This is a genomic window from Kitasatospora sp. NPDC087315, from assembly GCF_044744345.1.
Classification (GTDB): domain Bacteria; phylum Actinomycetota; class Actinomycetes; order Streptomycetales; family Streptomycetaceae; genus Kitasatospora.
Map to the genome: position 1 here is coordinate 77,786 of NZ_JBIUYD010000010.1, position 25,843 is coordinate 103,628.

General features: G+C 66.2%; 23 protein-coding genes. 4 read left to right on the forward strand and 19 right to left on the reverse strand.

Annotation, left to right across the window (positions count from 1 at the left end; genetic code table 11):
- Positions 1-77: 77 nt before the first annotated feature.
- The 13 genes from ACIO5D_RS16110 to ACIO5D_RS16170 form a co-directional block, all read right to left on the reverse strand.
- On the reverse strand, positions 78-248 hold the full coding sequence (locus tag ACIO5D_RS16110) for a hypothetical protein (protein ID WP_400795657.1): 171 nt from the start codon (positions 246-248) through the stop codon (positions 78-80).
- Between the two features lie 97 nt (positions 249-345).
- Positions 346-1,428, reverse strand: a complete 1,083-nt coding sequence (locus ACIO5D_RS16115) for an AAA family ATPase (protein WP_400795660.1) — start codon at positions 1,426-1,428, stop codon at positions 346-348.
- Between the two features lie 225 nt (positions 1,429-1,653).
- Complete coding sequence (locus tag ACIO5D_RS16120; protein WP_400760356.1) at positions 1,654-2,025, reverse strand: hypothetical protein; 372 nt, start codon at positions 2,023-2,025, stop codon at positions 1,654-1,656.
- A gap of 123 nt (positions 2,026-2,148) precedes the next feature.
- Positions 2,149-2,508 (reverse strand): hypothetical protein, encoded by a 360-nt coding sequence (locus tag ACIO5D_RS16125; RefSeq protein ID WP_400760351.1) that lies wholly within the window; start codon positions 2,506-2,508, stop codon positions 2,149-2,151.
- A gap of 274 nt (positions 2,509-2,782) precedes the next feature.
- A complete protein-coding gene (locus ACIO5D_RS16130; protein ID WP_400795663.1) occupies positions 2,783-5,581 on the reverse strand; it encodes a UvrD-helicase domain-containing protein in 2,799 nt (932 codons plus the stop codon).
- Between the two features lie 419 nt (positions 5,582-6,000).
- Positions 6,001-6,186, reverse strand: coding sequence for a hypothetical protein (locus ACIO5D_RS16135; RefSeq protein ID WP_400760345.1), 186 nt, complete (start codon positions 6,184-6,186; stop codon positions 6,001-6,003).
- A gap of 29 nt (positions 6,187-6,215) precedes the next feature.
- Positions 6,216-6,398, reverse strand: coding sequence for a hypothetical protein (locus ACIO5D_RS16140; RefSeq protein ID WP_400795665.1), 183 nt, complete (start codon positions 6,396-6,398; stop codon positions 6,216-6,218).
- Positions 6,399-6,558: 160 nt separating this feature from the next.
- Positions 6,559-8,577, reverse strand: coding sequence for an AAA family ATPase (locus tag ACIO5D_RS16145; protein ID WP_400795668.1), 2,019 nt, complete (start codon positions 8,575-8,577; stop codon positions 6,559-6,561).
- A 238-nt stretch (positions 8,578-8,815) separates the two neighbouring features.
- Entirely contained in the window at positions 8,816-9,076 is a 261-nt protein-coding gene (locus tag ACIO5D_RS16150; RefSeq protein WP_400760340.1) for a hypothetical protein, read from the reverse strand.
- A gap of 416 nt (positions 9,077-9,492) precedes the next feature.
- Positions 9,493-11,178, reverse strand: coding sequence for a hypothetical protein (locus ACIO5D_RS16155; protein ID WP_400795671.1), 1,686 nt, complete (start codon positions 11,176-11,178; stop codon positions 9,493-9,495).
- A gap of 110 nt (positions 11,179-11,288) precedes the next feature.
- The gene (locus ACIO5D_RS16160; RefSeq protein WP_400760334.1) at positions 11,289-12,530 is read right to left on the reverse strand and encodes an AAA family ATPase; all 1,242 of its coding nucleotides are present in this window, start codon (positions 12,528-12,530) and stop codon (positions 11,289-11,291) included.
- Positions 12,531-12,849: 319 nt separating this feature from the next.
- Positions 12,850-13,896, reverse strand: a complete 1,047-nt coding sequence (locus ACIO5D_RS16165) for a hypothetical protein (protein ID WP_400795674.1) — start codon at positions 13,894-13,896, stop codon at positions 12,850-12,852.
- A gap of 107 nt (positions 13,897-14,003) precedes the next feature.
- Complete coding sequence (locus tag ACIO5D_RS16170; protein ID WP_400795676.1) at positions 14,004-14,903, reverse strand: hypothetical protein; 900 nt, start codon at positions 14,901-14,903, stop codon at positions 14,004-14,006.
- Between the two features lie 287 nt (positions 14,904-15,190).
- Between ACIO5D_RS16170 and ACIO5D_RS16175 the strand changes: the two genes are divergently transcribed.
- Positions 15,191-15,661 (forward strand): LysM peptidoglycan-binding domain-containing protein, encoded by a 471-nt coding sequence (locus ACIO5D_RS16175; protein ID WP_400795679.1) that lies wholly within the window; start codon positions 15,191-15,193, stop codon positions 15,659-15,661.
- A gap of 642 nt (positions 15,662-16,303) precedes the next feature.
- Here ACIO5D_RS16175 and ACIO5D_RS16180 read toward each other — a convergent pair.
- Positions 16,304-16,822, reverse strand: coding sequence for a hypothetical protein (locus ACIO5D_RS16180; protein WP_400760323.1), 519 nt, complete (start codon positions 16,820-16,822; stop codon positions 16,304-16,306).
- 762 nt (positions 16,823-17,584) lie between these two features.
- Entirely contained in the window at positions 17,585-19,501 is a 1,917-nt protein-coding gene (locus tag ACIO5D_RS16185) for a helix-turn-helix domain-containing protein (protein WP_400760321.1), read from the reverse strand.
- 743 nt (positions 19,502-20,244) lie between these two features.
- On the opposite strand from ACIO5D_RS16185, the gene ACIO5D_RS16190 reads away from it, so the two are divergent.
- Positions 20,245-20,748, forward strand: a complete 504-nt coding sequence (locus ACIO5D_RS16190; protein WP_400795682.1) for a helix-turn-helix domain-containing protein — start codon at positions 20,245-20,247, stop codon at positions 20,746-20,748.
- A complete protein-coding gene (locus tag ACIO5D_RS16195; protein ID WP_400760316.1) occupies positions 20,749-21,510 on the forward strand; it encodes a hypothetical protein in 762 nt (253 codons plus the stop codon).
- 500 nt (positions 21,511-22,010) lie between these two features.
- Here ACIO5D_RS16195 and ACIO5D_RS16200 read toward each other — a convergent pair whose 3' ends face one another.
- Positions 22,011-22,262, reverse strand: coding sequence for a hypothetical protein (locus ACIO5D_RS16200; protein WP_400763443.1), 252 nt, complete (start codon positions 22,260-22,262; stop codon positions 22,011-22,013).
- Complete coding sequence (locus ACIO5D_RS16205) at positions 22,262-22,591, reverse strand: hypothetical protein (protein ID WP_400763440.1); 330 nt, start codon at positions 22,589-22,591, stop codon at positions 22,262-22,264. The genes ACIO5D_RS16200 and ACIO5D_RS16205 overlap by 1 nt, the downstream gene beginning before the upstream one ends.
- 208 nt (positions 22,592-22,799) lie before the next feature.
- Between ACIO5D_RS16205 and ACIO5D_RS16210 the strand changes: the two genes are divergently transcribed.
- Positions 22,800-23,876 carry a hypothetical protein gene (locus ACIO5D_RS16210; protein WP_400795685.1) on the forward strand — a complete coding sequence of 359 codons (1,077 nt, stop codon included), beginning with the start codon at positions 22,800-22,802 and terminating at the stop codon, positions 23,874-23,876.
- Between the two features lie 198 nt (positions 23,877-24,074).
- Here the strand turns inward: ACIO5D_RS16210 and ACIO5D_RS16215 are convergent, their stop codons facing one another.
- Positions 24,075-24,626 carry a YciI family protein gene (locus tag ACIO5D_RS16215; RefSeq protein WP_400759359.1) on the reverse strand — a complete coding sequence of 184 codons (552 nt, stop codon included), beginning with the start codon at positions 24,624-24,626 and terminating at the stop codon, positions 24,075-24,077.
- Positions 24,627-24,669: 43 nt separating this feature from the next.
- On the reverse strand, positions 24,670-25,683 hold the full coding sequence (locus ACIO5D_RS16220; protein ID WP_400795688.1) for a hypothetical protein: 1,014 nt from the start codon (positions 25,681-25,683) through the stop codon (positions 24,670-24,672).
- Positions 25,684-25,843: the final 160 nt, after the last annotated feature.

A 25,843-nucleotide genomic window follows, 5' to 3' on the forward strand; every position in this document is an offset into this window, starting at 1 on the left:
GATGGCGAGGCACAGGATGCCGAGCGCAGCGACGGCCAGGCAGACGAGCAGCACAGTCGGATCTGGCTGCATGGCGTTCAATGCGGGTCGTTGCCGAAGGGGGTCAGCTCACGCCCGGTCGCCCAGAACAGGTCCTCGGAGTCGATGACCGTAACGAGACGGGCCGTGCCGAGGCAAAGGTTGGCCCTTCGGGGCTCACGATGCTCTGCGCCGGGGTCGGGCTCGGAAACGATGCGGTACTTGAGCATGGTCGAAGGCTGCTTTCTGTACAGGAACGCGTGAGCCGGACAGCGAACCGCCGAGGAGACCGGAGTGGCTCCTCGGCGGTTCGGATGGGGGGCGTCCTCAGAAGTCAATGGAATACTTCGGGGGACGACACAGGGTCACCGCGGCGGCACGCAGGTCCCTCTCGTCGTCGGGCGACCTGTCGTCCTCGTCACGGAGGTCGGTGAGCGTGAAGGCACCATCCGGGAGCAGGTAGCCGTCCTCGGACGGGACTGCGTCGCGCATGCGGAACTGCAACCCGGTGCCGGTGTCCCAGTCGTTGATGGTCTGCAGGCTGTCGCTGTTGAACAGATCGACACGACCGTCGAAGACGTCGGTGTCGCCGTTCTTCCAGGTGATGTGGGCCTCGATCCGCGAGCTGGCGTGTTCGCTGCGCTTGATGTTCAGGTCACCGATCACCTCAGCGAACGACTCGCCCAGGCGCAGCTCGAAGGCGATCGCCCGCAGGTGGTCGAAGTTGATGTCGTACTTCCGGGAGAAGTCGACAATCTCGGCCACCTGCTTCTCGGCTACTCCGGGCACCTGGTCGCGCAGGTAGGTGGCGACCGTGTCGGGCTCGGGGTAGGCGAAGCGCATGTGGTAGTGGAAGCGGCCGGGGCGGTTGAGCATGTAGTCGTTGACGCGGTGCAGCTCGTTGACCGACAGGACGTAGAGGCGCTTCGTCGTGCTCAGCCCGTCGAACAGGCTCAGAAACTGGTTCTGCGACTCGTCGTCCTCGTTGGAGAAGATCTTTTCGAACTCGTCGAAGACGACGACGACTTCGCCCAGCTCGTCGAGGAACGCGGCCAGCCCCGGCGTGTTGTGCTGCACGAGCACGGTGGGCAGGTGGTGTTCCTCGCGCATACGCTCGGCGAGCAGGCGGAGCATGAGGCTCTTGCCCATGCCCTTGTCGCCGGAGAGGATGACACCGAGCGAGCGGTCCATGGCGGAGTAGCCGGTGACGATCCGCTGTACACGGGAGGCGTGGCTGCCGTAGACGGTCTCTTCGGCGGATGTCAGCGACTCCGTCTGGCGCAGGCTGTAGCCGGCCACCTGAGAGAAGGAGATCGCGTAGGTGGCCACGGGCAGATCGGCGAAGGTCTGCACGGAGTCTCCGTAGAGGCGGAACTCCCCGCCGGAGGCGACGATCGTGGATGCGGGCATGAAGACTTCTCGCTTTCGCAGGCGTAAGTGGGTGGAGATGGCAGCGGGGCAGCGACACTCAGCGGATCGGAAGAACGCCGCCGTCCGGCCGGTAGACGCCCTCGTTCTCATTGAGCGCGGGCTTGGTGCGGGTGACGGTTGTCGACATCAGGAGCGTTGCGACAAGCGCGGCCGGGTGCTGCTCGTCGGGACCAACTTCCGTGCTCTGTCGGGGTGGTGAAGCTGTTACGACTGCTGCGCGCTGAGCGTGCGGTCGATCTGCTCCACTCGGGCGCTCAGGCGGACGGCAGTACGGCGGACATCGTCGACGGCGTCGCGTAGAACCTCCTCCAGTGCCTGCCTCATGCTGTAACCGTCGCGCTCGTTCGCGACGGCGCAGGCCGTGCCCGCATCGATGCCTTCCAGCGTCACCGTGCCGGTGAAAAGGACGTCGTGACGGTCGCTCTCCAGCAGCTCGTAGTAGGACCGGACGTCCTCGGGGGTGGCGCGGCGCACCTGGAGCGCGACGGTGTAGCCCTCATGGAGGAAGCGGGCGGTGCCGTCGAGGTCGAGGCGGAAGCCCGAGTCGGCGGGGGCGCCGAGCTGCAGCAGTTCCATTCGGGACCTCCCAGTGTGGTGGCGCCGTCCCCTGCCGGCCGGTGCGGGCCGAACGCGGCAGGACTCGGCGGCGAGCAGCCGGCAGGACCGCAGATGGTCAGTACTTACGGGGTCGGGTGGTCATCAACTGCTCCCGCCGGGCTGGGTGGCGAGCGGACAGTCGTTCTCGTGTCGGCTGACGGTCAGACCGTCTCGACTGTGACAGCGGCAGCGGGCGGGCTGGGTCTCTATGACGTAGCCGGTGCGGCGGGGCTGACCGTCGCGGGTGGTCGCGCTGGCGTGAAGCTTGTTCACCTTGATGGAGCGGGGCCGAACCTCCCGCCCTTCGTCAGTGAGAGTGACGACTTGGACCTTGCCAGCGGTCCAGCGACTGAGGTTAAACCGGTTGGGTTCGGCGGTGACCTTGATGCGGATGTGTCGCTCAAGCGGGTCGGCCCTGTTGGGGCAAACGGCTCGGTAGATCTGGCCGGGCTGGATGGTCATCGGCGTTCTCCGTTTCGGTTGGTTCGGGCCCATGACGTCCTGTGGGAGCTCGGCGGCCCCGTCGGATGGTATGGCTACGAGGGGTGAGAGGAGGCACCATGCCTACGGTGAAGCGGATCGCGGGGCGGCCGTCAGGCGTGATGTCCGGGGCGGCGAAGTTCTGAACGGTGGTGTCCGTGAGGAGGAACCCGCCCTTCGGCAGTTGGAGGCCCTGGGGCGGGTGTTCTCGACGAGCGAGACACCCGCCCCTGCGGCATGAGGTGGCGGCGGTTGGTCAGACGGCCGCGGTGACCGCGGAGCGGTCGTCGGCGCTGCTGGGAGCAGCGCTGTCGTTGTCGTCCAGGAGATCCGGATCGATGCCGAGGGCGCGAGCGGCGTTCCTCTTGTCGCGCTCGGTCAGAGCCGTCACGATCTGCTCGTAGCTGCTCTGGATCGGGGGGTTCTTCACGGTGCCGTAGCCGAGTACGTACTGGCTCCTCATGGCACGGGTGAAGGCGACGTAGAACATCCGCTTGGTGTCTTGGGTCATCTTCGTGTCCTCCCTGTAGAGGACGACAGTGTTGTCGAATTCGAGGCCCTTGGCGCCGTGGATCGTCGAAACGATCAGGTCGGCCTTGGACTCGAGGTTCTTCCGCTTACGTTCCTGGTTCTTCTGCTTGTTGATGTTCAGCTTCTGCTGGTTCCGCTGAATCTCGAAGGAGAGGAGGTTGTCGCGCAGCCGATCGAAGAATGCCTCGTGCGTGAGCGTGCCCTGGTGGCAGAGCGTGACCCAGCCGTTGATGGTCGTGCTGTTCTCGATCCACCACTCGGAGATCGTGCGCAGGATCGCCTTCGCAACGTTGGCGTTGGCAGCGTTCTTCGTCAGCTTGTCCATGTTGTCCTTGATCCCCTGGGAGACCACGAACGCGGCGTTGGTCGGCGGTGCCTGCAGGACGTCGTTCCAGAAGAACTTGATGTACTTGGAGAAGATGTCCGTGGCGTAGACGCGGTCGCTGACCAGAGAGGCGACGCGACGGTGCGGGTAGCGCTTTTCGAGCACATCCTGGATCAGGGACACTTCGGCGCGCGAGAAGGCCAGGAAGGCCACCTGCTCGCCCCGGTCCAGGCACTTGCCCACGTAGTCGGGGATGACCGTGTTGCGCACGATCGCCGGCAGGTCCTGGGTGACGAACCCAGTGAGCCTGGCCACCTCGCGGTACTCCAGAATGACCTTCTCCTGGAACGAGTCCGCCGTAGGCATTGCGAGCGAGTTCGCCTGCAGTTGGATGTTGGCGATCTGGTTGGTCTCCAGTCCGCCGAGCACGACGTTCGCGAAGTCCAGGATCTCCTGGTTGCTCCGGTAGTTCGTCGTGAGCTTGAAGGTCGCGAAGACCCCTGAGCCCTCCAGTGTGTTGAGCGCGCGCGGGTTCGCTGAGCGGAACTCGTACAGCGTCTGCGAGGCATCGCCGACGATGAACAGGGACTGAGCGTGCTTGGTGATGTACTTCAGTACGTAGATGAACTCGAACACGCTGTTGTCCTGTACCTCGTCGATGATGAGGTACTTCGACTGCACGTGGGCCGGCTCGGCCATGTCGTCGATCTTCTGGTAGCAGATGATGATCTGCAGCTCCAGCGACGTCTGCTCGATGCGGTCGAGAAGGGATATCACCTCGTCGAAGTGGCTCTCGACGAAGGTGTTCAGGGCCGTGAAGGCACCGGTCCTGTTCTGGTCGAGCTCCAGCAGGCGGTGGCGGAACGTCGCCGCGAACTGGCTGTTCGGGTAGAAGATGTCGATCGAGTTGATGATGGTGTCGATGGCCGAGACCTTGTGCCGCGGGTGGTTCATCGAGTAGATGTCAATGATCATCTTGGCGATCGTCATCGAGCCGACGTCCGGGTTCTTCTCCGTGATGTTGTCGGCCGCGGCGTTGGTGAACGACAGCACCGTGATGTCCGAGGCGGGGACCCCGCAGATTTCGAGGTACTTGATGCGTTCGAGGATCACGGTCGACTTGCCGGTTCCGGCTCCCGCCTGCGTCATCACCAGCGGCTCGTGCGTGGTGAGCGCGTCGAGCTGCTGCTTGGACAGGTGGGCCGGCAGTGCCGGAGGCGTGGCCGGCTGCGCGGGTACGACCAGCTGGGCCTTCATCTGCTCCAGGTGGTCGAGCGTGTGGTTCATCAGCAGGCTGAGGTTCTGCTTCGACAGCTGCGTGGCGACCCGGTCGGAGAAGGTCGCGTCGATCTGCTTGTGGATCTGGCGGTATGCCTCCAGTGGGGCGTTGTAGTTCTCCAGGTAGCGCAGCTGGATGGCGAGCATGTTCAGCTGCTGTTCCGTCGGGCTCGCGGGCATGTCCTGGATGTAGCGGCAGACCTCGTCGGCGATCGTCTCGGAGTCCCAGATCTGGGCCAGGCGCGTGATGCGCTCGTAGATCGGGTACTGGCGCATCCACTCGTCGAACTCATCGTCGAGGTTGGAGGCGGTCAGGCCGGCGGATGTGAGCACGTCCTGGACGTAGTCGCGAGCGTTGTCCAGCGGGCTGGTGTCCCACTGGAGGAAGACGGAGGCGTTGTGGTTGCCGTAGCCGGCCGCGCGTGCGACCGCGGTGGCGCGCTCGGGCTCGGAGAGCCCCTTTTTGAAGAAGTACAGCTCCATCCGGTACTGGATGACGAGGTCGCGCGTGGACGTGCCGCCGGACTTGTCCTCGTAGAACACGAGCGCCTGCGGGGTCATGTCGAAGGCGACGTTCCAGTCGTCGAATCGGTTGGACGAGGTGTCGACAGCGAAGCGGTCGTCGGCGTGTGGGGTCGGCAGGGTGAAGGACCCGCCTGCGTTCAGAGCGCGGCGCGTGATCGGTGCGAGCGGGATCGATGTCGTGGTGATGTCGTGCTGCGTCGAGCTCTGCTTGACCTCGATGTCGGTGGCCTTGGCGTAGGCGGTGTTGGTGGCAGTGTTGATCGGCAGCAGGGACTCGTTGAGCAGGCCGAGCTTCTTTCCGTTGCCGGTGAGCTTCGAGGAGAAGAACTTCGGGTCGACGGCCTTCTGGGCAACGGCATTGGCCGAGAGATCGAGGTCATCAAGCAGGACAGGCATGTCGTTGCCTTTCTTCGATGGTTCGAGAGGCGGATTGAGAGAGCTTGAATCGCTTCGCGCAGCAATTCCGACAAGAGGTAGACAGTCAGTCCAATACTCAAAGGCGAACGGATGCACCGCGACAGGGCTGGATCCCGGGGGCAGGTACGAACACGGGCGGGGCTCTCCTCAGTCGGCGAGCCCCGCCGGTTCTCCCCTCAACCCACCCGTCAGGGGCCGTCAGGCCTCTGAATCCGGGGTATGCGGCGAAGCCACGCCCCGGACGCCGCGCGTCACCCAGGCGCGCGGTCGTTCATCGGCAGCTCATCTCACTTCGATGGCGAGTCACAGCGCCGGTCGGGACCGTCGACGGCATTGAGGTCCAAGGGGCTGACAAGGAAGGCGCACCCGGCAAGGGGTGCGCCCGATGATCCGGAGGATCAGTCGGCTACGCGCTCAAGGTGCGACCAGTGAACGACCCACAGTTCCTTGATACCGTCAGAGTTCGGCTCGGCCTGCTCGGCCCACGCACCGCAGTCGGTGGCAGTGGCGATGCCGTCGTCGGTGACTCCACGACGACCGACGACCGTGAACATCTCTGCGGTACGGGTGTCCCGCACGGTCATACCGCTCCCGCACTCGTCCTACTTCATGATCACGCCTCCTCGTGCGCGTCGGTGCCGACAGGGACGTGCCCCTCGCGCACGATGCGCGCGTACTCCGCATACGTCTCGCCATCACATGACCAGCCGTTGACCACGGTGTGACCGGACACCCGTACCAGCGCTGGGGACTCAGCCAGGGAGTATCCCCCTCCCGGGTTCTGCCAGTACTCCACTCGCTGCCCCTTCGGGGACGTCGCATTGAGGGTCTGGATCCAGGCCATAACCGACAGAGACCTACCTTTCTGAGCTGTGAAGGCGTGGAGGTGAGGACGCCGAGGGCTCCTGCGCTTTGAGCATCCTGAACGGGAGCGCTCAGGCGATCCGGGCGGCCGTTCAGTCGTCCGACGGGGATGTCGAGGATGTGCCACCGGTCTGGGCAGCGAGCAGGTAGTCCTCGATCCAGGTGCGAACAGCCTTGCGCGCCGGCCGCGCCCCCTGGGAGTCCACGTAGGTGGCCTCTTCGATGGCGCGCAGCTCGTCGTCGGGCATCGCCACGGGCAGCGCCTGGGCCAGCCGCGGCTTGGCCTCGGCGATCCGCTCACGCTGCCGCTCGTAGTCGGCGGCCATGATCAGCCGGTAGGTCTGCCGGTCGATGGGGTTGAACCCCACGATCAGTGAGAACCGGCCCAGCAGCTCGGCGTCGAAGAACTGCACCAGCGCCTTGTTGAGGCTCTGGTTCGAGACGGTCTTCGGGTTGTTGCCGAAGCCGACCATCTTGCCGTCGAGCGAATCACGGGCGGCGTTGGTCGTGCAGATGACCAAGGCCTTGGAGAAGTCCAGTATCTTGCCGCGGGCGTTGCGGATGTAGCCTTCGTCGAACGCCGAGAGGAACAGGCGCTGCACGGCCTTGTCGGCCTTCTCGAACTCGTCGAGCAAGATCACCCGGTGGGGGTTGGACTCCAGCGTGTCGAACGGGAGCTCCTGGTTGGAGTCCGATCCGACATAGCCGGGAGGTGCGCCGATGATCTTCGACGTCGACCACTCGCCGTGGAATTCGGTCATGTTGAGGATGATCGGCTCACTGCCGGTCATCTCCTCAGCGATGATCTTGACCGCCTCAGTCTTCCCCACACCCGAGGCCCCGGCGAACAGCCACGTCGTGGGTGTCCTTGTCGGGAACAGGTCGAGTTCTTCGCGGGCCAGACGGTCCGTGAGCTTCGCGAGTACGTCGTCCTGGCCCTGCAGGCGGCTGGTGAGCGTGGCGCTCAGCACGGCGACGTCGAGATCCTTGCGCTGGGCGTTTCCGGTCATCAGGCGCTTGGCCACATCGAGCACCCGGGTGTTCGTCAGCGGCACCTGCGGCATGGATCGCAAGGTCTGCGCGAGTGCCGTGTCGCCGGCGACCTCGGCCTGGACGATGAGTTTCTTCTGCTCCAGGACCCGATCGGCCATCGCCCGGTCGAGCAGCGTGATGGCGTTGTCCGGCCGGTGCTGGCCAGCCCGGGAGTTCGTTTCGGCGATCTGTACCACCGAGGCCAGGACGTCGTCGGAGACCCCGATCTGGTGACAATAGTGCGCCATCAGGCCGGGACGGACCGTGTTCATCACGGCCAGGGTCTGCTCCACGCTCAGTTCGTCGACGATGAGCCGGGTGAAGCGACGGGCGAAGGCCGGATCCTCGTCGAAGGCCCGGGATTCGGTGCTGGTGGTCGCACCGATGACGGACATGTCGCCGCGGGCCAGGGCCGGCTTGAGGATCTGCGAGATCTTGCGGCCGACGGCGTCGCCGTGGCTGCCGGACCCTCCGGTGATCTGGTGGATCTCGTCCATGAACAGGATGGCCTTGTTCTTGGGATCCGAGGCGAACTCGACGATCGCCTTGACCTTCTCCTCCAGTGAGCCGACGATGCCGGTCCCGGCGATGATGTTGGTGATGGGCAGCTCGTAGATCGTGTAGTTCTTGAGCTGGTCGGGAATGAGGGCGTCGCCGAGCGCGATGCGCCGTGCGATGTCCTCGACGATCTTCGTCTTGCCGACGCCGGCGGAACCGACCAGCAGCGTGTTGGGCTTGGTCTTGCTGATGATGACCGAGAGGACCTGCCCGATGAGCGTGTCACGGAACATGGTCGGATCGGCGTTCTTGAACTTCTCGTTGTAGTCGACGAGGAGCTCCTTGACGTCATCGGCGCTGCCACCGCTGGACGGCAGTGCCCCGGACGGGAACTGCGGAGGGAAGCTGCCGCCACCGCCGTTGCCCTTGTCGTCGTCGGAGCCGCCGGGTGTGAAGTTGCTGAGACCCACCGGGTCCTCCTTCGGTGCGGGTCGCTCGGCGTGGTGGCGCGCTGGGCGGATGCGCCACGGTGTCCCGAGCGGGGATATGGATGGGTAAGGGGGAAAGTCAGGGGTTGCCAAAGCAGCACTGCTCTTGACGGTCTCCGAGGGGCAGCCGGATCAGGTGGCCTCGACAGCGCCCGGCGCGGTGATGGGCGCAGGCTTGGTGAGCGTGGCAGCGACCTCCTCGAAAGCGGCGACTGCCTTGCGAAGATCAGCGACGATCTCCGCGGCGATGTCGGCCGGGTTTCCGAGTTCCTGCGCGTCCTGGGCTGGGATGTCGGGTGTAGGCCAGAATGGCTTTCGATTTCAGCACGGGTTATGCAGCGTTGAAGCTCCCAATGACCATGCCGGATGGCCCCTCGGAAGTAAGCTCCTCGACCTTGGCGTTGGACCGATCAAGGCGGAACCCCCGCAACGGCTCGTCATCGAAGTACCGAATCGATGCCAGTGCGGGGTCTCTGCTGGGGCCACCGCAGACAGTACGCAGCGCCTCGTCCTCGTTCTCGGCACGGACGACGACGGCGTCATACTCGTCACGCCCCCAGCCGTCTGTGCGGGTCACCTGCCACAGCTTCATAGTCTTCAGTTCTCCTCCGGGTTTGAGGTCGGCTTGACAACTGTTTCCTGAGTGACGAACCCACTCGACTCACCGGTGGTGAGCAAGGGGCGGGCGCCTCGGCGGCTTTGACGGGGAAAAGGTGAGCGCCCTCGGCCCTAGCCCATCGGCCGCCGACCGCTTCGAGGGCCTCGTTGACGCGCTGGTACAGGGCGGGAGGCAAACGGGGGCCGACGAGCATCAGGCGATGGCCATCAGCCTTGGTACGGCCTGACAGAGCTGCGAGCACATCCGCGGGAATCCGCATCGGAGATTCCTCCACAGTGCGGCTGCTCGCCGTGATGGGCGAGAGAGGAATTCAGGATCGACAAGAGCAGTGCCGGTCAGCGGAGTTGCTCACACGGCACCGCTCCTGGCGGTTGCTGGGAGGCGCAGGGTCAGACGACCATGCCGAGCAGTCTCTGCCGGATACTCGGGTCGATGTGCTGCATCGAGTCGGCGTAACGCTTGGCCAGGTCCACCATGGACGACCAGTCCATGGCGGAGCACGGCGCGTAGTACAGGTTCTTCGGGTGGTCCTGACGCTTGGACGGCGGCGACCACTCGAAGTCGGTGATCATGAGCGAGAGCCTGCGCTGGCGCACCCGGCTGGCGTTGATGTACTGCCAGATCTGCATGTACTCGGTTCCGCCCGTGACTTTCGGGATCCTGCGGAACTCCTTCCAGATCTGAGCCGTCGACTTGTTCTCCGTGCGCAGCATCACCTCCTGGGACAGAAAATGGCTGAACGAGTTGAAGTACAGATTGATGTTGAGCTTCTTGGCGATCCGGATGAGCATCATGACCGCCTCCTGGTAGTTCTCCTCGGAGATCGAACCGGAAGTGTCGATGTAGATGTGCAGGTCGGGCATGTACTGCACCGAGGTGATCCGGCCGGGCTTGTTGAAGTCGTCCGGGTTCCGGCGGTTGGCCTTGAGGAAGGTCGCCGTCGTTGTGCGGAAAATGTTCTGCGACTTGTTGACCTTGCCCATCCGGCGCAGCACACGGGTGATGTCCTTGAACAGGTCCAGCTTGCTCGGCGGCTGCTTGCGGAACGCCACCTGGGCACTGCGGCCGCCGGACTGTCCCGGATGCTGCTTGGCTCCCAGAGCGGCGGCCCGGGCGGCGGCCCGGGGCAGCGACGTGAGCTTGGACAGCGACGTGTTCGAGACGACCTTCACCGGCGAAGCCAGCGACTGGTTGATGAGGTTCCACTCCCCCGCGATCTTCGCCGCGGTCGCCCGGGCATGGGCCTCGACGTTGACCAGGACGAGGGAGCGCGGGCAGAACAGCTCCCCGACCGTGAACGGCAGGACGCCGGTGTCCAGGGAGGTGTTCTGCCGGCTGGCCCGCGCCCGCTGCTGCTCGACGTAGTTCATGAGCATGTGCACGAGCACGCGGGCGAAGGAGTGCTCGTCGTTGGCGTCAGAGTCGTCCTTGCGCACCAGCAGCGACTCGGTGAGCCCCTTCAGGGACAGGGCCGTGAAGTCGTTGAGCAGCTTGGTGGTGGCCGGCGGCAGCGCGCTGGCCATCGTCTGAGTCTGCTGGGACAACCAGGTCTTGAAGCCGTCGAAGGCCGCGGAGGACTGGAACCAGAACCCCAGGGTGTCGGGGTGGAAGGTGTAGGCGACCGAGGCGAAGAAGGCGCTCTCCTCGCCGGTCCCCGCCAGCAGTGCCTTCGCGGCCGGCAGGACATCGGCCTGCGCGGTGTAGAGCACCCGCGGGGAGGGCGCGGGCATCTTGTTCTGCTGCCCGGCCTGGACGGCGAAGAGCTCGGCAACCGGCAGCGGTGTGCCCTGGTCGAAGTTGATCAGGGTCTGCCCGAGCACCTCCTTGACCGTCTGCTCGCTGGCCACGTTCAGCGTGTCGCCGAGGCAGCTCAGGACCAGATCCGGGATGTCCCCCGTCAGATCAGCACCCTGGGCGTCGGTGATGCTCGCCGGGGCGCTGGGGTTCAACGGCTCCAGCAGCGGGTCGACGAGAGTCTGCCGGATCGCCGGCATCGGGTCGTAGTCACCGGTGCACGAGATCGTGTGCAGTGCGTCGAGTACGGCCGGCTTCTGGTTCGTGACGGTGATCGTCATAGGTCGTGGTCTCCTTCTGAGGACAAGGCGGCGCCAGAGCGCCGCCGGTGGTGGGGAGGTGCAGCAAGGACGGCAGCCCGCAGCGACCCCCACCACCGGTGATCGATCGATCAGAGGAAGGCCGAGAGGACCGGCTTGGCCTGGTTGACGATCGGAGCGTCGGTCTCCATGAAGGCCTCCAGGTTCTGGCGGTCGATCTGCTGGCTGGTCACCAACTCGATGAGCGTGCGGGTGTGCTCCGGCTCGATCTGGGTCATGGCCTGGGCCAGCTGCTCGATGAGGCGCGCGTTGTCCTCGCTCTCCTTGAGCGCGTACAGCAGCGACCCGGACTTCTCGTTGTCGGTCAGCGTCACGATGACCGCGGCCATGTCGGTCACGGTCGCCGCGGCCTTCAGGCTCTGGTAGCAGTTCGGCTTCGGGACGTTCACCCGGCGCTGCTGCACGCCCCCGGCGTTGCTCGCCAGGTCCTGGGCGATGGTGGCCACGAGCTGCGTGGTGAACGTGGTGTCCCCGACGTAGGCCTCGATGGCCTCGTTCAGCAGCGAGGTCTCGCGGTCGCCGATCTGGATCGGGGTCGCCAGGTACTGCGCCAGCTGCTGCGGGTCGGCCGCGTTGAGCCACTTCGACAGGTTGTCGATGGTGCGCGGCGTGGTGAGCTGGTTCATCTCCTCGCCGCCGTCGAACAGCTCGGCCATGGTGACGTTGCCGTTGTCGTCGTCGTCCTGGCCGTCGGCGACGATGGCCTCGGGCGTCGACTTCTGGAAGATGAGCCCGGGGTACTGGGTGAGTACCGTCTTCACCCAGGGGTTGATGTTGTCGCCGAGGACGGACATGAGGGTGGCGGCGTCGGGCTCGACGTGGAAGATCGCAAAGCGGGACAGGCTTGCCTCGTCGAGAGAGGTGACGTTGCCCTTGTCGTTGCCGGCCACGACGATGCGGACGTTCTTGGGCAGCTCCACATACCCCATGCGGCGCAGCGTGACCAGGGTCAGCGCGCCGGAGGTGACGTCGGAGGTAGTGCGGTTGATCTCGTCGAGGAAGAGGATCGGCCACTCGCGCGGGTTCTTCTCGGCGTAGTCGATGCACTCCTGAATCACCTGGTGCGGGTAGAAGACCTGCTTGTAGCTCTGCGTGCCGTCGTCCTTGGTGTATGGCACCAGGCGCGCACCGGTGAGGTCGGCCTTGTCGGCGAGCTGGTTGCACGGCAGCGTGAATGCCTGCGTGCCCATGGAGTAGGCCAGGGCCTCCACGAAGCTGGACTTGCCGATGCCGGGCTCGCCCATGAGGGCGGGCGTCGCGCCGACCTCAAGGGCCTGCTTGATGAGGGTCGTCAGGGTGTCGTTGAACTTCATGTCGTTGTCTTTTCTGTGCGTGGGAGAGGACGAGACGACGGAGGACGGCGCTGCTGCTCCCGGCGATGCCGAGGCCGCATAGGCCGTGAACGGTCCTGTGGCGCGTGCCGAGCCGTCGGAACCCGGCGGGGACCTGCACTCCCGCCATGGGTCGCGATGGAGCCCCGCTGCACATCGCCACCCGATCGCGCTCCGCGCGATTCAGCGCTGTTCCCACCTGTGATCGGCCCCGCTTCGGCAACCGTCACCCACCCCACCCGCTGCCAGAAGCAGCAGACGAACCAGGAACAGAAGCAGCAGCAGGAAGAGGCACCAAGCGTCAGTTGGCTGACGAGGAGCGGGCCTCTCGGTCGGCCACGAGCGCAGCCGCCCGGTCGAGGAGGAAGGGCCGGCCGTTGCGCCGCTCGCTGTGCTTGGGGCGCGCGGGGATGACGTCGAGCGCCGCCTTGTAGAGCAACCACGCGGTTTCGCCCGCCGAATACTCGACTCCGAGGGCGCTGTAGGCGCGCAGTTGCGTCCGCATCCAGCCGTAGAGCGACGCGAGAACCGAGAACTCCCAGCGGGACATGTCGTGGTTGAAGTCGCCAGGGTCCCGGAGCTGGTGGCGTGCACTGGCCAGGGCCTGCTCAACGATGGCCTGCGAGTACGGGATGTCGGGCATGTCCTCGGCGGTGTCTACAACTGATGCGGAAGCACCGGAGCTCTCGCTGGCGTTCACGGCCAGCTGAGCGTAGAGGTCCTCGATGGAGGTGAAGGCCGGCGCGGTAGTTGCTGCGTTGACACGGGCAACGATGCGATCGGGCACCGGCTGGCGGGTGAAGGTCGACCAGTGGTCCAGGAGCAGCTCGTACCAGCCGTGTTCCTCGCGCAGGACGCGCTTGCCGGCGGCTATAGGGAAGTCGTGGAAGTTCTTCGGCAGCGGCATGACGAGATGGAAACCCCGGCCGGACATCGACAGCTCCGAGTAGAGGCTGCCCGGCAGCCGCAGCAGGTCTGCGGCCACACCTGGCGGGCAGCCGGCCTCGATATCGAGGACGAGCAGCCCGTCAGTCTGGGCTTGGAGGTAGAAGGCGGTGTTCGCGGCGTTCGGAATCGCCGCGGTCAGTTCGTCGAGGGTCAGCAGGCAGGTCTCGTCCAGGGCGAAGGCTCCGCGTAGTGGGCCGGCGTGCTGGCAACTGGACGTGCAGCCGTCAAGCAGGTGCCGCACGTCGATCGGCACCTTGCGCTTCGGCGGCTTGGAGGGATCGCCGGGGGTCTCCTCCCCGATCTGTCCGGAGATGGTCCACCGACAGGCACTGGCGAGCGTGCGGATCGCGGAGTTGCCGTAGAACTGCGGAAACCAGGCATGAGGGTCGACTGGAGTCATCGTGGGACGCGCACTCTCGATCGGAGAAGTCAGGAGGAGAGGAGAAAGACAAGACCCCCGTACTGCACGGATGCGAGTACGGGGGCCTCATCGATAGGCGACGTGGATCAGCCCTGGTAAGTGATCCCCGCCTGCTGTGCCGGGCCGGAGCCGTCCCAGGGTCCGGGTCCCACAGGCGAGCCCACGGCCGAACCGGCATCCTTGAGGGAGGCGTTCTCGGTCTCAAGACGCGCGAGCTTCTGCTCCAGGCTCTCCTGCTGAGCCGGAGCGGCGACAGGAGCAGGAGCACCAGCGGCGGTCGCCAGGGCGCTCTGAACCGGAGCCGGCGCGGCCACAGCCACAGGTACGGACGCCGGCTGCGGGGCCGGGAAGGACAGGCCGTCCTCGACCTCGGTCGCCACCGGGACCGCGGCGGCAGGTGCGAGAGCAACCTGAACGGGGCGCGGCGTCCCGTTGAGCACGATGCCACGCGCAGCCAGCTCAGCCTGGTCGATGCCGCCGGCGCTGTAGTAGCGCGGCGTCTCGTGAACGATCACCTGTTCGAGGGCCAGGCCCCGGTTGTTGAAGTTCTTCGGCTTGTAGGTGCGCAGCACGAGCGTGACGTCGAGGCCCTGCGCGAGCTCCTGGCCGGACTCGTCCAGGTCGTAGGTGCCGTCGCCCTTCCGAGAAGGGATCGCGATGACCGGCAGGGTACTGCCCTTGGAGTCGATGGAGTAGTTGGGTCCGGTTTCGGGCCGCTTCACCGAGTCAAAGCGGCGCTCGGAGACGAACTGCTCCTCGAGTGTGGGGTTGTTCACATCGGCGAACTCGACCTCGGCGTGAGTGATCGTCGCGGTGGTGTGCGGCTTGCCGACGGGGGTCATGCCGTTCTTCGTCCTGCGCTCGTCGCTGGCGACGAGCTCCGCGCCCTCGATGAGGCGGGCGAGTACGGCGAAGCCGAGCTTCCCGCGGATGAAGACGTTCTTACCCTCGGCGATCCGGCCGGCGGAGATGGAGTAGTTGGCCATGGCGATGCGGTTCCTTCGTTCGGTCTGACGGTCTGACGGTCTGACGGTCGGCGGTTCAGGGGGGCCAGCGGGGCCTATTGGGCACGATTCGGACTGCCATTCAATCCCTTATTGTATCAACTTCGATTGAACTACGAGTAGGATGAAGGTGTCGGACATGAATGGCTGCTTGCACTATTCGAAGGGGAGTTGAGACAGGGATGACAGCTACGGTTCAGAGGCCGGTGGGGACCGCGTTGAAGCCGTCGGCGCAGACGAGGGCGGCCGCTGGGAGTCGCGTCGGCCCGATGGGCCTCGGCAACGGACCCGTCATCGCCGCCAGCGTCATGGTGGGCGGAGCGGCGCTCTTCGCCGGATGGGGCCTGACGCAGCTCGCGACGTCCGACGGCGGCTTCATCCAGGCACTGCAGGGCAATCACGCCCCGGTCGAGGCACCGGGGACTCCCGACGAGAAGAACGCCGGAGGCGGCAGCGCCCAGCAGCCGAACGAGGGCGGCACGGGGAAGCATGACGAGAGAGGTGCAAGTCAGGATCCGGCGCCCGGTCGCGGCGACGAGGACAAGCCCAACGGATCGGGTGCACCGGCCGAGGAGAAGCCCGCGCCGAAGGCGAAGCCGTACACCATCGAGCCGGGCGATACGCTCACCGCGATCTCGGGGACGACGGGGGTGCCGGTCGGCATTCTGGTCGAGTCGAACAAGATCCAGAATCCGGATCTCATCTACGCGGGGGCTTCGCTGCTCATCCCACAGGTGTGACGACCCGGCGGGACAACTGCCGCGGGCCGAGCCTGATTCGATGCCCTGGCCGCCACGAGGCAGTCAGGGCATCGTCGTCTTCTCAGGCGGAGGACTCCGCTTCCCTGCGGGACCGCTGGTTCAGCAGTCGCGTGCACAGATGCACCAGCGCTCGACTTCCTCGGTCACGGAACGGATGCCATCCGGAGCGGGAGCGTAATCCTGCCCACCAGATGGGAGCGAGAGCCGCGATCCCAGACTCGGCCGGATCCAGACACTGGACGCGCGCGGCAGGGACTTCCCTCAGGGGCCTGCCAGGGCGTGGTCTCGCCGCGGTAGCGTCAGCGCGGTTGCTGTGGAACTGGACCGTGAGGTCGTCCACGCTCGGCGGTTTGCTCATGGCTGCCGCTCCTGGAGGTCGACGGTGTCGAGACGAACTGCGTGGCCTCGTAGGGCTCGCCGCGAGGTGTCACCCGGGACCGGCGTGAGCCGGTCCATGGCATGTCTCCCCGCCAAGCACCCGGCCTGGGTTCGACACCCGGATCAGCTGTGCTGATCCCCTCCCCTGTTGTGGAAATACGGCACTGCAACAGCGTCAGAGACCAGACGACCCCGCCAGCAGCCTGGCCGGCGGGGTCGTCTGAGGTACGAGGTCGTGGCCTCTCACGCCGCATCAGTGTCATCGGACTCACCCCGGCCAAACAGGAATCCGCGGACCTCGCCGTTCTTCATCATGTCCTGCAGATGCGCCAGGAACACCGCGCGCTGCGTGGCCCGGCGATCGGCCAAGGGCTCGTACTCGCGCAGTACCTTCAGGTTGACGACCCAGCCGTTCTCACGAGAGATGGCCTGGTCAAGCCGAGAGTCCGGAACGATGTCCATGCCGGTGAAGTCGTGGTCGAACTCGGACGCGATGTCGAGGTGTTGATTCGGCTCGTCGATGTAGAGGATGTCGACGCCGACCTGCTGGCCGGCCTTGTCGAATGCCACGAGGAACACGCGGTCTGCCCTGGTGGTGTTGTCGACGTGGACCGCTGCAACGTTTGTGTCACCAATGAAGCTCGTCTGCTTGAACCGCTCGTACACGCGCGTACGAGCCTCATGGCACCACATGATGCGCCGGGCTTCGTTGAAGCCTTTGAACTCGTCAGAGTTGGACGCTTCTGGGTGGGGGTGGATCATCGGTGCGCTCCTTCATATGCGAGATCCGGGAGGTTTGCGGTGCCAGGGGGCGTATTGGCTACGACACATGCCTCGAAGCAGCGGGCCTCGTTCCTGCCGCGCACCACGCGCCGGGAGAGGAGATGCTCTACCCCGACGGAAGACCCGTCACGGGTCTGGTAGCCCGTGACCGACCTGAACGACGCCGACGAGCACCGGCGGATGCTAGCGCCACGTCTGTCCGCGTCGGGAGTCTGGATACGGATCGGCCCTGTCCGGAATCCGCTGCCGCCCGCTGACACGGCAGCACGCCGTTCCGGCGGGCCTTTCAGGTACCTCACGTTCATATCGTTCGCCCTGTTGTCTCGGGGGGCCCGACGTCAGAAAGAGCCTGTACCGCGCTGCTATGGCGTGGATCGGTCCAGCTCACTCATCCCGCAACTGGGCATCGACTTGCACCAGCAACGCTATGCATATGCGGTAGGCGACGCCATTACGCCTCTGCACAAACCAACGGGTTGGGAGTTTCGGCTCTGCACCTGGCAGCCACCTGACACTGCAGGTGTGCACCTCCCGTGAGATGTTCACGCCGGGGGTGCACACCACTGACACGGATGGCCGCCCCGGGGGCCCGACCGGCCACCCTGAGACATTCCCATTGAGACCGTTCGCCGGTTGTTGATGATTTCATCCGCCTCGAATACGCACAGCCCCGCACACGGTTCACGATTCACGTGAGCGAACGCAAGGGAACGGCATGCTGTTCTGAATTCTTGACCTGGCTCAGGCCATGATGCACAGACCGTCATCAGGGTGATCTGTGAGAAGACCAGGGTTACCCGTAGCGACGTGCAGAGAGACGTGGAGGTCGCGCACACCGGAAAGGGTGGCCAGATCGCGCTGCATGTGGTTCTCAAGAGCGCGCAGATGGGAGCGAACCGTCACCTCGGAGAGCCCGAGCGCGCGGGACGCGGGCTCGACATGTGTGTCAAAGGCGAGCCAGGCACGTGCCGTTGTCAGAAGGTCGCGCCGATCTGCCTGGACTGGCCGGACCAGGGTCTGCGCCCACGCCTGCACCTGAGGGGCGGCCAGGAGGCCTGTCAGCGCGGGCGGTTCCGCGCCGGTGAGCGCGGCCGGGACGGCTGTCTCCCTCTGCGTGACCATTTCCAGGGCCAGAGCGACGATGATGCGGTCGCCCACCCGTCCGAAATTCATGTCGAGGAGTTCAGCCGCCCGTGCAGCACGGCGCATGACGGTGTTGCGGTGCAAGTGAAGCCGGCGAGCAGCCACCGTGTACGGATAGGCAAGGGCGGCCGGGAGTGTCTCACGCATCGACTCCCACTGCGCCCCGTCCCGCATCAGTGGACTCAGCAGATGACGGGCCCAATGCTGTGCTTCCGCCTGAGGAAGAAGACCGACGAGGTCGGACTCATGTACCGAAAGGGCTACCGGGTCTGGCTGCAGTGCGGCAAAGCTCTGCGCGGTGATCGCCTCGTGAAGGGCATCGGCGAGAAGCGTCATGGAGTAGACGCCGCTGCCGCCCAGCGACGAATGGGTTCCGAATGCGCCGACCAGGTAGGTGAGCTCGGCAGAAACGGCGGCCCCATTGTCCTCCTCGGAGCGGATCGGATGCACGATTATGATCCTTCGCGCTCTCCTTGAGTCGGGTACGACGAGAGCATGATGGCCGATGGCGGCACTGCAACGACGCACAGCGGCATCCCGATGCGCCTGCTCGGTTTCCACGACGAAGACACGAGCAGTATCCGGCTCCAGCAGCCCGGGCACCATGCTGGTCATGACACGACGGGCCTTTGCTACCTCACCGTCCAAAAGCAGCTCAAAAGCTGCACTGCGTGCCGCCCTGGAGGCGTCGGAGGCCGCCCGGTACTCGCGGTGCGCCTGGTCCACGAGTCCCAACAGCTTCGCCGCGTGACGCAGCAGCCGCAGGTCCGCCTCATCGAACGGAATTCGGCGTGCCACGGCAAGTACCGTGTCCACCCCTGAGGTCGGAGCCAGCGGAATGAGCTGGGTATGCGGCCTGGAAGGAGCATCGGGCAGACCGGCGTCGATGGACTGCTGGATGATGGCCTGTGCGAGCTGTTCGGCCGCGGTGGCCGGCGAAGCGGCAAGGACCCGCTCCGGCTCACTGACCAGGACCTGAACGTCCAGGACTCGTGCGAGCCAGTCCGCAATACGCTGCATGGCCCGGGAGTCGGCAAGCTGAGCGGGCAGTTCCTGGACGAGTGAGCCGAGTTGGGAGGCGCGGCGCTCGGCAAGCCTGAGCCTGAACTGCTGGATTTCGTCGTGCACGCCTTCCCACCTTTCGGCAGGTGCGGTCGTGGTCAGGAGCGGAACGTCCAGGCGCTTGGCCTGATCCATGACAGGCTGGGGAAATGGCTGACGAGCGCCGGGAACGGCACTGACGATGAGCCCTGGGCTCCCCTTCCGGCTCATGTGCTGGAGCAATGTTTCCAGCACCGTCGTGATGCGACCGCGGAGCCGAAAAGGCACCGCACTGGTGATCAGGACGAGGGAGCTATCGGGCAGGTTTCCGGGAACACCATCATTCAGTAACTGCTCTGGAGCCATGGTGACCACGCCGGCAACCTCCTTGGCCCCGACGCGCTTTGGGTCGCCCCATACGAATGTCAGTCTGAGTTCAGGCATGTCGGTGGGCAGCGAGCCCAGTGTCGGCATCGAGCGCTCCTCGGGCTGTCCGGACAAAGTCGTGAATGCGCCATTGACGATTGAGCTGCCATGGATGGCGCACAGGAAGTCACGACTTCATAAGGGCAGTTGTGCTCGCTCGACGAAGGCTGCGCCGCGCAGCCTGTGCAGGTGTGCGAGGCGGAGTTGCGAAGCTACACGGGGCCTTGCCGTGAATCAGGTCTTCCAGGGTGTCCCAACGTGGCATACACGGGTTCTTCGTCCGGCCGGTAGCAGAGATCCGGGCCGGGGGAACGCACCACGCAGACGCGCGAGGGGCCCGCTCGAGACTCTGCGCTGAAGTGCGCCAGGAGAACTCACGGCCTGCTTGGCGCCTCACGCACACGACGGCTCGCCTGATCGCCGATGTTGACTTCACCTTCAGCTCTTCCCCCCTGTCGGCGCAGCATCTGACCTGAAGACACAAACCGCAGGTCATACGGCATGCGCCAGCCTCCTAGTTCGTCCGCCACCGCCCAACTCGGCGAACCACCATGGATCCATGGCCCAGGTGCGCGCCCACGCCGCGACACTAGAAGTCCCAGCGCAGTCACATTCAGTACACGTCCCGCTGCGCAGCGGATTTACCCCCTGCCGCGATCCTGCCTTGCATACGCGAGCGTGTCAACTAAAGTACACAGAGTACGCGTCCCCGACAGAGCGAGAGACCGATACATGGTCGTGTGCAGTTACCAGCAGGACAGCCTCCAGGCCACATCCGGTAGCTTCCGCCCGTGGTGAGCAGCAGCAGCCGCCTGTCCTTGGCGGAGAAGCTCAAAGCACTTATGGCCGGGCACCGGGGCCGGGCGCACACGTCACGCTCGCTGTCAGCTTCCGTGGATGAACTGCCGGGTGAGCACCCTTCGGTGTCTCATGCCACCATCGCCAAGCTGGCCAACGGCTCCCAGGACAACCCGACTGTTAACACGATCACGGCCCTGTGCGAAGCTCTCGGCGGTGTCCCGCCCGCCCACCTGCTGCCGCATGAGAGCTACGACGACCTTGAGGCCCTGCTGGCCTTCGAGGAACCGCTCGTACGCCGTGTCCTGATCCTGCTCAGGGGGCTTCCGCCCAGTGAACTGCAGAGCGTCATCGAAGACTTGGAACGGCGCCGGGCCGACCTCGGCCTGAATCGGGTCGCCGTCAGTGACGCCAGCGAGGCACCGGGCAAACGCCAACGCCGACGGAGCAAAGACGAGGCCGCACGTTATGCGGCTGACACATTGGAAGGGCTGTAAGTGGACGGCATAATCTTCGGGACGTGCGCCGTGGCCGGTTTGCTCGTCTCAGCACTCTGCACACGGAGAGCCGTGGGTAACCCACGCGTCTCCACATGGGCCATCGCCATCGCCTTCGGTGTGTGCACCTTGGGCGTCCTGTGTGCCGTCCCCGTAGTCGCCCAAGCGGCGGAGGACATCACAGGTATCGTCAATGTAGGAAAACTAGTAGCCCATGTCTGCGCGATACTGTGGTGCGCCGCTCTGCAGATCACGATGGTGGATCTGGCTTACCGGCCCGAGTACCTGAAACCCGCGATATACCAGCGCGGCTTCGCCGCGATAGTGGAACTGGCGATCATGGTGCCGCTCTTCCTGGCCACGAACCGGTCCGAGGTCCAGTTCACCACCGCCTACGTCGCTGACCCCAAGGTCGCCGCCTACCTACTCGTCTACCTTTCGTACGTCCTAGTCACCTGTGGAGAGCTCGCTTTCATGTGCGGCAGAGCGGCGCGACGCAACTGGGGGATCCGCCCCTGGAGCGGTGCCGGCTTCTCTCTGTCCTCGATGGCCGCCGCTCTGGGGATAGCGTATTCCATCTCCAAAGGGTCGTACATCATCTTCTATATCCTGAACGATCCGTGGCCGCTGAAGACCGAAGAGGTTGTGAGCCCCGGCCTGAGCGGGCTGGCAGTGCTCTTCCTCTTCTCAGGCCTGACGCTTCCCATGCTTGGTTCCGTACGTGAGCGTCTACGCCAGAGAAAGGCTACGGTCGTCGGTTGACGACCTCCGCCGAGACTGTTCGTCACTGAAACCATGACCTCCGTGCACTGGCCCAGCGCGAGAAGCGAAGGCGTCTTCCCACACCGGGTCCTCGTAGCGCAGCGGTTCACTCGGTCGTGGTCGTCAATGGGCATCGGCGTTTCGTGATCGTGACCACGACGAAGGCCCCGGAGATTCTCCGGGGCCTTCGTCGCCGAGGGGGTGGCTATTTTATGGGGTGCCGTCGCCTGTTCGACTACCAGCAGCTGTAGGCGATTCAGCCAGAGCGGACCCTTCGGGTCGTCGGGTTCGTAGGCGTCGACCGATTCGGGGATCGAGGGCTCGGCCATGCGGGGCCTGTTCCTTTCAGGAGGTTCATCCCCGGTCGCCGGCGTCGATGGGGAAGGAGTCGACGACGGTGCCTGCCGGAACGTAGACGCGGATACGCTCGCCAGTCTCCCCGCTGTTGTCGCGGCACTCGGATCGCCGCTGCTCGTCGAACCAGGCCTGCCCTGTGTCGTTCAGGCGTCGAGAAGCACGCAGACGGGGCACTCGAGCGTCCCGGGGGGCCCGAGGCGCTGCACGGTGTAGCCGCACAGGCAACCGCGATATGTACCGTCGCTCACATGCATGTAGGCGTCTTCCCGCCCTCGGATCCGGTTGCGGGCATCGGTGATCTCACCGGGCTCGGCGAAGGTGATACCGGTGACGCCCGTCGGGGCGAGGTTCCCCGCGATGGAATCCTTGAGGGCCGCCAGGGTGAGCACCGACATCACGCCGCCCCGACCGGAACGCCGACGCAGGGGTCGGAAACGGGCGTGGCCGCGATCCACCCAGCGACCGTCTCGTACTCCATGCCCGAGGTGGTGTGGCGGATGCGCGGCGCCTCCTCCCCGTCGAACAGCACCCGCAGCCGGTGGCCGACGGTGTCCACGATGGTGCCCGCGCGGCCTTCGCTGCGGACCCGGCCGCCGAGTGCGACGCGGATGCCCAGGCGGCGCTCCAGCGCGTAGTAGGTGGCGATGTACTCCAGGTCGGCGGCCTGCCGGCGCCGGTTCTGGGCCTCGGCCTCGTAACGGTCCTCGAAGTCGTCGTACGTCATTCCGGTCTCCTTGACGGGGTGTGTGAGAGGAACGGAGCAGCGAGCGGGTGGTTACGGCGTGGGCTCGACGGGCCACTGGGCGCCGTTGGCGGTCTGGTGGACACGGTGCTGGTGGCCGGGCGGCAGCGTGCAGTACCGGGGGGTAGAGGGCGCCGCAGATCCGCACCGGCGGCACCGACTTCTGGTCCTTCTCCTCGTCGGACAGCAGGTGTCGGCCCAGGGTCTCGGCCAGGGTCGCCAGCGCGGCCTGGATCGCCAGGTGCTCCGCGCCGTCCAGCTCCGGGTCCAGCAGCGGGCTGTCGGAGCGGAGCACGGTCCACCCCTGCGGTCGGTCGCCGTGGGCGTGCTCGATGTGCACGGTGACCTGGTCCCCGTCGGGCGGCAGGACGAGGGTGAGTGCGGCGGCGCCGGCCACGGTCTCGTCCTCGATGACGCTCAGGATGTGGTTGTGGGTGCGGCTGGCCAGCTGGCGGTCCGTCTGCCCGGCCGCCTCGACGGCGTGCGCGTGGCCGAGCGCCGTACGCAGCCGCTCGGCCAGGTCCTGGGCCAGCACGTCGCGGTGCCACGGACGGTTCTCGGGGTCGTCCAGCAGCTCGGCGATCCGGCCCAGGGCGCCGGTCATCGCCCAGGCGGTCAGCGCGAGCTGATCGGGTGCCACGGTGAGCATCGCCGGGCCGACGGAGGCGTCGGCCAGGTCGGCGAGCTCGCGCATGGCCTCCGCGCGCAGCGGCGCGAAGCGCGGCAGGGGCCGGCCGGTGGCCGCCTTGTCCTTCGGGTCGATCCCCCGGGCGCGCAGGTCGTCGTACACGGTGTCGCGGGAGATGTCCGCGGTCCGGGCGAGCTGGCCGAGGTCGTCGAGGCATACGGCGAAGACGCCGCGGTCAAGGCCCTCGCCCGGCAGCACCAGGTCGCCCCGAAGACCATCCGCCGCGTCCTGGACGCCGCCGGCGCCCGCGAACTGCCCGAGCATCTCGACGCAGCCCCGGCCGACCCCGGCGACCAGCGGCCCGTATCGGCGCCGAACCCGGCGGTGGCGCTCGACCTGCCCGGTCTGCTCGCCGACCACCTGCGCGCCGCCGGTGACGAAGCCGTCCGCCAGGCGCTCGCGTCCGGCCGGACCATCCGCCGGGGTCAAGGCCACTCGCTTCGGATCACCGCACCGCTCGAACTTCACCGGGCCGCGCTGCAGCAGAGCGCCGCCCTCGCAGCCGACACGGCAGGGGCGGCCGAACGCAAGGCGTACCGGGCCTACGCCACCCGGATCACAGCCACTGAGAGGCCGTGAGCTCGTTTGGGGCTCATGACATGGTCGTTAACGGCACCCCGAGATCCCCGTGGGTTCAGGGAAACCGAAGGTCCTTCAGCGCGAACCCACGGGTCCACCGGTGTGCGTCAGGCCGACGGACCCGTGGGTTCGGATGAAACACGAGGATGGAGCGATCCGAAGGGCTTCCGGTGTGACGTCGGTCTGGACATCCTCGGGTTATGACGGCCGCCCGCCGAACTGCCAGTTGTGCACCTCGATGTCGGCGTATCGGTCCCGGGTCAGGATGGTTCCTGCGGTATCCGGGTCCGGCGCCCGGAGCAACGCTGCCGTGCCCAGCCAGGCGGTGCCGTCGTCGGACAACAGCGGCCCGTAGGCGATCAGCTCGTCCCGGTCGGTCGGCACGGCGAGGTCAGCGGCCTGCCCTGTGCCGAGGCCGAGCACCAAGTACCGGTTGCCACCAGTCCGGCCGCCGGGGAAGTCCCACATGGTGCGCCCCAGCGTGTTGCTCCACCGCCGCAGCAGCACGTCCCGGTAGACGCCGGCCTGGTATCCCGGCTCGGTGAAGGCGAACGCGCGGGCAGTGACGGGATCAGGCAGGTCGATGATGTGCACGCTGCCGGTGGGAGCGTCGCCGTCACTGGTGAGGGTCGGGCCCCGGGCGATCAGCTCCTTCGCGTACCGGTCCATGTAGGACCAATGCTGTTCCCGCAGTTCGTTGCGCAACGCTACGGAGCCGGGCCGGTCGCGGTGGTAACAGAAGAACTCCATGCCCGTAGGGTCTCTTCAAGAAGGTAGCCAGGTCGAGCGGGTTTCACTGCGCTGACTGCTCGGCAGCTTCACCCAGGAGCATGCGTGCCGACTCCGCGTAGCGGATGGCTGTCTTCTCGGCCAGGCCGAAGACCTCGGCGAGGTGGAGCGGGTCGGGGCCATGGACGAGGGCTTCTTCGAGCTGGCGGTCGACACGGAGCCGTTCCAGGGTGGCGGTCTGGCCGCGAAGCGCGGCGGAGACGGAGACGCCGCTGATGGGGCCGGTCTCCAACGCGGTCTGCTTGTTGATCAGCAGGTGCGGGTTGGCGGTGTCGGGCCAGCGTCGCCGGTGCTCCAGCCAGGCGAGGGCGGCCTGCAGGGTGAGCTCGTCCAGGGGCCGGACGCGGCCGTCGATGACGAGTCGGCGGTTGCCGATGTCGAGGTCGTCGAGCTGGAGGCGACGGATCGCACCGGGCCGGGCGGCGTGGATAGCCGCGAGCGCGAGGATCAACCGGTCGGCCGGGCGGGTCACCGCGGCGACGGAGGACCGGACGTCCTCGGATTCCAGGGGCTGGATGACGCCGCTCTCCTGCTGACCGACCCGGATGCGGCTGGTCGGGTTCTTGAAGATCGTGCCGCTCTTCTTCGCCCGGGCGAACAGGGACCGCAGGGCGACCAGGGTGTGCCTGCGCTGCGAGCCGTGGACGGTGGCCAGGTGGGCGAGGACGTCGTCGCGGGTGACCTCGCGCAGGTGGTCATAGCGGTTCGACCACTCCAGAAGCGCCGGCCGCAGCCGGTTGAGGTAGCCCCAGACGGTTGCCACGTCCCGTGGCTGGGACCGCGGGCCGCCGTCGTGCAGGAGCCGGGCCCAGTCCTGGACATCCCGCCGGATGCCGGCCGCGAGGCCGTCGAGCTTGGACTCCAGCCAGCGGTCGAAGGAGGACGGCCGGTCGTCAAGGAAGACGCCGATGAGGCCGAGCACTTCCGCCGTGCGTTCGACGCTGAGTCCACGAGACCGCAGCGCCGGGAACATCTCGGAGTGCCGGACGACGTCGCCGCCGGTGTGACCGGACAGCACGATGACCAGGGCCCGGTCGACGTCCAGGCGGACGCGTCGGGGCCAGCCGTGGGCCTCGCCCAGGCGGTGGGCGGCATGCCGGGCCCAGGCCAGCCAGAGGTTGTCGAGCCGTGCGTGTTCCCGGCTGGTCGAAGCGGGTGAAGTCGCGGCGGGCCTCGAA